Annotated in this window: 9 protein-coding genes; 1 reads left to right on the top strand and 8 read right to left on the bottom strand. The window is 62.0% G+C overall.

Translation table 11 applies throughout. The annotated features are described in order from the left end of the window. Window positions 1-191: hypothetical protein (locus tag CBW22_RS24005; RefSeq protein ID WP_141097363.1), on the top strand; the 191-nt coding region annotated here is incomplete at its 5' end. Here CBW22_RS24005 and phnE (CBW22_RS24000) read toward each other — a convergent pair. The 8 genes from phnE (CBW22_RS24000) to phnL all read right to left on the bottom strand — a co-directional run bounded on the left by phnE (CBW22_RS24000) (window position 145) and on the right by phnL (window position 7,104). After that, the gene (gene phnE, locus CBW22_RS24000) at window positions 145-1,029 is read right to left on the bottom strand and encodes a phosphonate ABC transporter, permease protein PhnE (protein ID WP_088518076.1); all 885 of its coding nucleotides are present in this window, start codon (window positions 1,027-1,029) and stop codon (window positions 145-147) included. The two genes, CBW22_RS24005 and phnE (CBW22_RS24000), sit on opposite strands and share 47 nt — an antisense overlap. Further along, window positions 1,026-1,889 (bottom strand): phosphonate ABC transporter, permease protein PhnE, encoded by an 864-nt coding sequence (gene phnE / locus CBW22_RS23995; protein ID WP_058757354.1) that lies wholly within the window; start codon window positions 1,887-1,889, stop codon window positions 1,026-1,028. The genes phnE (CBW22_RS24000) and phnE (CBW22_RS23995) overlap by 4 nt, the downstream gene beginning before the upstream one ends. Before the next feature lie 210 nt (window positions 1,890-2,099). Beyond that, window positions 2,100-3,029, bottom strand: a complete 930-nt coding sequence (phnD, locus tag CBW22_RS23990; RefSeq protein ID WP_031280167.1) for a phosphonate ABC transporter substrate-binding protein — start codon at window positions 3,027-3,029, stop codon at window positions 2,100-2,102. Window positions 3,030-3,055: 26 nt separating this feature from the next. Then, a complete protein-coding gene (gene phnC / locus CBW22_RS23985) occupies window positions 3,056-3,883 on the bottom strand; it encodes a phosphonate ABC transporter ATP-binding protein (protein WP_021509805.1) in 828 nt (275 codons plus the stop codon). An 80-nt stretch (window positions 3,884-3,963) separates the two neighbouring features. After that, on the bottom strand, window positions 3,964-4,734 hold the full coding sequence (gene phnP / locus CBW22_RS23980; RefSeq protein ID WP_088518075.1) for a phosphonate metabolism protein PhnP: 771 nt from the start codon (window positions 4,732-4,734) through the stop codon (window positions 3,964-3,966). Then, window positions 4,731-5,267, bottom strand: a complete 537-nt coding sequence (phnN, locus tag CBW22_RS23975) for a ribose 1,5-bisphosphokinase (RefSeq protein WP_088518074.1) — start codon at window positions 5,265-5,267, stop codon at window positions 4,731-4,733. Before phnN ends, phnP begins: the two co-directional genes overlap by 4 nt. Further along, window positions 5,267-6,403 (bottom strand): alpha-D-ribose 1-methylphosphonate 5-triphosphate diphosphatase, encoded by a 1,137-nt coding sequence (gene phnM / locus CBW22_RS23970; RefSeq protein ID WP_088518073.1) that lies wholly within the window; start codon window positions 6,401-6,403, stop codon window positions 5,267-5,269. Before phnM ends, phnN begins: the two co-directional genes overlap by 1 nt. Further along, window positions 6,400-7,104: a phosphonate C-P lyase system protein PhnL gene (phnL, locus tag CBW22_RS23965; RefSeq protein WP_088518072.1), complete on the bottom strand. Its 705-nt coding sequence runs from the start codon at window positions 7,102-7,104 to the stop codon at window positions 6,400-6,402. The genes phnM and phnL overlap by 4 nt, the downstream gene beginning before the upstream one ends. Between the last annotated feature and the right edge of the window lie 21 nt (window positions 7,105-7,125).

Here is a 7,125-nt window from a genome sequence, read left to right as displayed (position 1 = left end):
CACAACTGGCCACCCTGTTGATCAGCGGTCAGGATCTGCGCCAGACGCCGGTGACGCTGCCGCTGTGTGAACGGCTGGCGAAACCCTGGCAGCAGGCGCAGCTGGTGCAGGCGCTGGAGCGCTCCTGGCAGCGCAGTGAACGGCTCAGTCGCGCGCGGCAGGCTGCCACAGCGGCACCCCTTTTTCGGTGATGTAGCGTTTACGCAGCCGGCTGGAGATGGCGTCCATCACCATCACCATCACCACCAGAATTACGGTGAGGAACATCACCACATCCCAGTTCCACAGGCGCATGTTTTCGGCGTAGACCAGCCCGACGCCACCGGCGCCGACAAAGCCCAGCACCGCCGCCGAGCGGGTGTTGGACTCAATCTGATACAGACTCAGCGCGAGAAAGGTGGGAAACGATTGGGTAAAAATGCCGTAACGGTGTTTTTGCAGGCTGTTGGCCCCCACTGCGCTCAGGCCGCGACTGGGTGAGCGTTCAACCGCTTCATGCCCTTCCGCATACAGCTTGCCCAGCAGGCCGATGTCCTGCATCACAATCGCCAGCACCCCGGCCAGCGGCCCCATGCCTACCGCCCGCACGAAGATCAATCCCCAGATGGCCATGTCGATGCCGCGCAGCACATCCAGCAGCCGGCGCACCAGCAGCGATATTGGCCGCGTCAGCGGATCGTGCATCACATTGCGCGCTGCCAGAAAGGAGACCGGCAGCGCGATGACGGTGGCGGTGAGCGTGCCGGCAAACACGATAGCCAGCGTGATGCCGACCTGCGAGAAATAGTAGCCAAACGGCCAGTTGACGAAATCCTGCCAGACGAACATGCGCAGGAAATAGCGTCCGAGCTGCTGGCAGCCGATGACAAAGCGCTGCCAGTCGATGCCAAACACGCTGAAGAAGAACAGATAGTAGAGCACCAGCGCCAGCGCAATCAGCGCGATGCGCCGCAGATAACGGTTTTGCGCGGCAAACAGTGCAGCATGCTGCTGTTTCAGTTTCGCCACGTCGGGCGCTAAGGCGATCATTTTACGTCTCCTTCAACCACACGACGGCGCAGCCAGCCGGATAGCGTATCCAGCAGCGACACCACCACGATGATCAGCAACAGCGTCATGCTGACCTGATCGTAGCGATCCAGTTTGATGTTGGTCATCAGCTCCTGACCGATGCCGCCCGCGCCCACCAGCCCGAGGATGGTGGAGGAGCGGAAGTTAATTTCCAGCCGCATAAAGCTGTAGGAGAGAAAGGTCGGTTTCACCTGCGGCCAGAAGGCGAAACGCATACGCTGCAGCTTGCTGGCACCACAGGCGGCGAGACCGCGCACCGGTTTGTCGGAGGCGCTCTCGATTGATTCGTAGAACAGTTTGGTCAGACTGCCGATGGTGTGCAGCGCCAGCGCCAGAAAGCCGGGGATGGCACCGATGCCGAACGCCATCACGAACATTACCGCCCACGCGAGTTCCGGCATGGTGCGCAGGAAGGCAACAAAGGCGCGAATCGCCATGCGCAGGCTGCGCGGCGTCTGGGTGTTATCAGCGGCGAAAAACGCCAGCACGGCGGCGATCAGCACCGCAATCAGGGTGGAGGACAGCGCCAGCTGCAGGGTTTCCCAGATCAGCGGCAGCTGAAAGTGCAGACGATAGCCCCAGTAAGCCAGCGAACCTTCGGTTTTGACGTCCGCGAACAGCAGCGGCAGGTGCAGCACCGGCAGCGTCGCGCCGATGTAGTCAAAGAAGTGAGGCAGCGATTGCCAGACCGTGACCAGGTTGAATTCCGCCACATTGCCGGCCGCGAGATAGAGCGCCACCAGCAGCAGCGACCACAGCAGCGTGTCGCGCTTTTGCTGGCGGCGAATACGTTGGTAGTAGTGTTCGAAATCGGTCAAGGGAGAGATCCTTTGTTGATGGCGAGGGATTGCCCTCACCCTAACCCTCTCCCGCCAGCGGGAGAGGGAATTGTCCGGCAGAATGATGCAGGCTCGTGCGGCCCCCTCTCCATACCAGCGGCGAGGGAATTGTCCGGTAGCTCGTGCGGCCCCCTCTCCCCCCGGGAGAGGGCTAGGGTGAGGGAAATACCGCACGGAACCACCCGCTCGTTACCCGCGTGCACCCTTCATCAGGTCGCGCTTCATATCGATAATATTCTGGTAATCCGCGACGCTGGCGGCGCCGATGTGCTGGGCACCGCCCACCGCTTTAACAAAGCAGCTGTGATCTTCTTTATCCAGCTTTTTGATCGCGGCCACCACTTTCGCTTTGAAGTCAGCGGGCAGGTTATTACTCACCAGAATCGGGCCGTTAGGAATCAGCGGTGACTGCCAGATGATGCGGATCTGCTTCATCAGATCCGGGTGATCCATACGAATCAGACGACCAAAGGCCCCCGAGGTATAACCACTGTTGTAATCGCCAATCAGCGACGTCCAGGTCACCGCGCCGTCGAACTGGCCATTCAGCACGCCGAGGATGTCTTGCTCGTGGCCACCGGAAAACGTCACGCTGGAGAAAGTGTTGTTGTACTTATCATCCACCGTACCGCCAAACTCTTTCTTAAAGGCCTGATTCGGCATCAGGAAGCCGGAGGTGGAATCCGGATCGGCCATGCCAAACGATTTACCTTTCAGATCTTCCAGCTTCTTATACGGGCTGTCGGCTTTAACGATCACCACCGAGTGGTAGCCTTTCGAGCCATCTTTGTCGTCCACCACGATACCGACGATATCCACGGCCTTCGGGTTTTGCAGATAGACCGAGGCGTAAGACGCCGGCGACATGCTCAGCACCATATCGATCTTGTTGCCCAGCAGCCCCTGAATCACGCCGGCATAGTCAGACGAGTTGCGCAGCTGCGTATCCACGCCCAGCTCTTTGTCGAAGAAGGTTTTCACACACTGGTTATCGCCAATCTGCTGGGTGGCGTTCTGCCCGCCCAGAATTCCCAGGTTCAGCTGTTTCGGTGCATCCGCTGCGTTAACGCCAAAAGCCATCAGAGCGCCTGTCAGTAAAGCTAAAGCAGTCAGTTTCATTGTGAGATTTTCTCTTGCCGTGGGAGTTAGTGGAGCTGGTTAATTTCGTCGCCGTACAGCGCATGCAGCAGGCTGTCGGTCAACTGAGCAGGATGGCCGTCAAACAGCACTTTGCCGCGCTGGATGCCGATCACCCGGGTGCAATACTGCTGCACCAGTTCAATCGAGTGCAGGTTGACCATCACGCTGATGCCCTGCTCGCTCACCTGGCGCAGCACATCCATGATGCGTTTGGTATTTTTGGGATCGAGCGAGGCCACCGGCTCGTCGGCCAGCAGGATTTTCGGGCGCTGCATCAGCGCGCGGCAGATGGCGACGCGCTGCATCTGGCCGCCGGACAGATTCTCCGCCCGCTGCAGCGCCTGCGGCAGCATGTTCATCCACTGCAGCAGTTCAATCGCCTGCGCACGGTCGGTGTCGGAAAAGATTTTGAAAAAGGATTTCAGCGTTGAGGTCTGGCTGAGCCGGCCCAGCAGCACGTTAGTCAGCACGTCGAGGCGCGGCACCAGGCAGAAGTCCTGAAAGATCATGCCGCACTCGCTGCGCCACTCGCGCATCTGCCGGCTGTTGAGCGTCACCACATCGCGGTCCGCCTCGCCGTGACGCATACTGAGAATCGCGCCTTCGCTGCTGGCAATGGTGCCGTTCAGCATATGCAGCAGGGTCGATTTGCCTGCGCCCGAGCGGCCGATTACCGCTACCAGCTCGCCCGCATGCAGATCGAAACTGACATCATCCAGCACGCGGTTATCACCGAAGGCTTTGCACAGCCCCTGTACCGACAGCACTTTGTCGCCATGGCGCTGGGCAGGATGTGCATTGTCGACGACGGTTTTGAGTAGTGCCTGTGCCATGTTGCGCTCCATCTCTTCTGAGGTGTTGATTGCCCGTTATTACGGACACTGGCGATGAAGGTCTGATGACAGAACCATGATTAAACGGTGACAGCGTCGCGCAAACCAACAGCAATCTGCTGGCCGTCGAACGGTACGCTGACGTTTTCCGGTAACCCATTGTCCAGCAACCAGTTATCCATCTCATGTGACAGGTGCACCAGCCATGCCTGGCGCGGAGCCAGCCGGGCCACGATGTGCAGTGCGCGGGTGACGTCGTTGTGATTACCCACCGCGGCGCGCGGCGCATCGTTGCAATCGATCACCAGCTGATCGAGCGGCTGGCCCTGCAGGAAATCGGCGGTGTCCGGTGGCAAACCACAGGTGTCGCACAGCCACGCCAGCCGCGTGCCATGCCAGTCGAACAGGTAGCCGTAAGTCAGCCGCGAATGCTGCAGTGGCAGCGCCGTCACCTGCAGGCTGCCGAAGCTGTGCGCGACAAAAGGCGTCAGCGCCGGGCGAAACGCCAGCAGGCCGGGATGCTTAAACAGATCGTCGCAGCCCTTTTCATCCGGCGGCGCCCACACCGGAATCGGCGCGCCCCGGCCCCAGCGCAGGCTGAACAGGCCGGCCACGTGATCCATGTGGAAATGCGTCAGCAGAATGCGGCTCAACTCACCGGGCTGGAAGCGCTGATGCAGATCGGGCAGACCGGCATCGAGCAGGATGCGCTCGCGGCCGGTGTCGATCAGCGCGCTGGTGGCGTGACGCGCATAGCGCGGCTGCTGCCGGGCGCGTTCACAGGCGCGACAGTCGCAGCCGAACAGCGGCGCGGCCTGCACGCCGCCCGTACCGAGAAAGGTCAGATTCATGGCGGATGCTCCAGTAACTGGCGCAGCTGATGGAGCGTGTCGATCAGCGCGCCGTCGTTGTTGAGCGCGTGGCAGTGGGCAGGCAGCAGTTCTGCCGCACGCGCCAGCCGTCGCTGAATGTCGGCTTCACTTTCGCGCCCGCGCTGGCGCAGCCGTGCAGCCAGCACGGCCGGCGAGACCTGCAGTACCAGCGGCAGCAGCTGCTCGCCGTAGTGCTGGCGTACGACTGGCAGATGCAGACGTGAACCGTTGACCAGCACGTTAAGACCGCGTGCCAGCCAGTGGTCAATCTCCTCGCCGAGCGCGTAGCTCAGGCCGTGTGCGCGCCAGCTGATGGCGAACAGGCCGAGCGCTTCCCGCCGGCGGAATTCGGCTTCGCTCAGCGCCACGTGGTTTTCACCGCCGGCATCGGCCGGCCGCGTGATATAGCGATGGGCGATCACCAGCTTGTCCGGCGGCGCCTCGCGCAGCGCGTTCAGCAGGCTGTCTTTACCCGAGCCCGAGGGCCCGGTCAGCCAGATGAGGCGCGCCATCAGAACACCAGCCTGCCCTGTGACCAGACGTGGCGAATGTGCACATGACCGTGATCGGTGTGTGCCAGCACCAGGTCGGCGCGCAGCCCTTCCGCAATCGTGCCGCGATCGTGCAGGCCAATCGCCTGTGCCGGGTTGCGCGTGACCAGCGCCGCCGCCTGCGGTAGCGTCAGCGCATTACGCTCGTCGGCCACCAGGCGGAATACCGCATCCAGCAGGCTGGCCGGATAGTAATCCGACGAGAGGATGTCCAGCAGGCCGTGGCTGGCCAGCTGCCACGCCGCGACATTGCCGGAGTGCGATCCGCCGCGCACAATGTTGGGCGCGCCCATCAGCACCCGCATGCCGCAGTCGCGCGAGGCGCGAGCCGCTTCCAGCGTGGTGGGAAACTCGGCAATGGCGCTGCCTACCGCGTGTGACTCCACGACGTGCGCCGCCGTGGCATCATCGTGGCTGGCAACCGGAATACCGCGCGCCTGGCACAGGCCAGCGATGGCGTTGCGGTTCGGCGTGGAGAATTCGGCCGCCAGCGCCAGCTGTTCGCGCTCAAACTGATCCATCTGCTCATCGTTGAGCTGATATTTGCCCTGATAGTAGGTACGATACATCTCCAGCGACGCATACTGGCGCTGGCCGGGTGAATGATCCATCAGCGACACCAGCGACAGCTCCGGGGTGCTCATCAGCGCTTCAAACAGCGGCAGCGTGGTGTGGTGCGGCAGCTCACAGCGCAGGTGCAGCTGGTGGTCGGCGCGGTTAATGCCCTTGCGGTTGCTGTCCTGAATCGCCGTAATCATTTTGCTCAGGTTTTCAAGGCGATGACCGCCGTCGCGCACGTCACCGACGCCGATGGCGTCCAGCACCGTAGTGATGCCGCTGGCGACCATCAGTGCATCGTGACTGCTCATCGCCGAATGCGCCGGCCAGTCGACTTTGGGCCGTGGCGTAAAGAATTTATCGAGGTTGTCGGTATGCAGCTCGACCAGCCCCGGCAGCAAAAACGCGTTCCCGCCGTCAAGCGCGCCCGGCTGCTGACTGCCGCTGTCGCTGAAGCTGGCGATCCGGTCGCCGCGCATCTCCAGCGATCCGCTGACGACCTCATTTTCCAGCACCAGCCGGACATTATTCACGATCATGCCTGTTCTCCTGTGTGCAGCGGCTGCATGACGTGCAGGCGGTCGGCCACCCGGGCGCGCACCGCTTCGTCATGGAAAATACCTACGATAGCGGCGCCGCGGGCGCGCGCCTGTTCAATCAGATCCACCACCGCCGCGCTGTTAGCGCTATCGAGTGACGCCGTGGGTTCATCCAGCAGCAGCACCGGATAGTCAGCGATAAAGCCGCGTGCGATGTTGACGCGCTGCTGTTCCCCGCCGGAGAAGGTCGAGGGGGCCAGCGACCACAGGCGCTGCGGCACGTTAAGACGCGTCAGCAGTTCGCGGGCGCGCTGTTCACAGCGGGCGCGTTCGACGCCGCGCTCCAGCAGCGGCTGCATGACGATCTCCAGCGTCGGTACGCGCGGAATCACGCGCAGAAACTGGCTGACCCAGCCGACGGTGTCACGGCGGATCGCCAGCATCTGACGCGCCGGTGCCTGTGCCAGATCGACCCACTGGCCGTGATGCTGCAGCCAGATGTGGCCGCTGTTGGCCTGATAGTTACCGTACAGCGCACGCAGCAGCGTGGATTTACCACTGCCGGAGCGTCCGTGCAGCACCACGCATTCGCCGGCGGCCACCTCAAGGCTGGCGTGCTGCAGCACCGGCAGCTCGGCGCTGTTCTGGTTGTGCAGCACAAAGGTTTTGCTGAGATTTTCTACGCGCAAAATGGGTTGCATGTTGATGTCCTGATAATGATT

The sequence above is a fragment of the Pantoea sp. VS1 genome, assembly GCF_002207995.1.
GTDB lineage: Bacteria > Pseudomonadota > Gammaproteobacteria > Enterobacterales > Enterobacteriaceae > Pantoea > Pantoea dispersa.
This window is presented reverse-complemented; position numbering and strand designations above follow the sequence as displayed.

Bases quoted from the DNA above. Each gene is read 5' to 3' on its own strand.
- phnE (WP_088518076.1), bottom strand. From the start codon at position 1,029: ATGATCGCCTTAGCGCCCGACGTGGCGAAACTGAAACAGCAGCATGCT.
- phnD (WP_031280167.1), bottom strand. From the start codon at position 3,029: ATGAAACTGACTGCTTTAGCTTTACTGACAGGCGCTCTGATGGCTTTT.
- phnC (WP_021509805.1), bottom strand. From the start codon at position 3,883: ATGGCACAGGCACTACTCAAAACCGTCGTCGACAATGCACATCCTGCC.
- phnP (WP_088518075.1), bottom strand. From the start codon at position 4,734: ATGAATCTGACCTTTCTCGGTACGGGCGGCGTGCAGGCCGCGCCGCTG.
- phnN (WP_088518074.1), bottom strand. From the start codon at position 5,267: ATGGCGCGCCTCATCTGGCTGACCGGGCCCTCGGGCTCGGGTAAAGAC.
- phnM (WP_088518073.1), bottom strand. From the start codon at position 6,403: ATGATCGTGAATAATGTCCGGCTGGTGCTGGAAAATGAGGTCGTCAGC.
- phnL (WP_088518072.1), bottom strand. From the start codon at position 7,104: ATGCAACCCATTTTGCGCGTAGAAAATCTCAGCAAAACCTTTGTGCTG.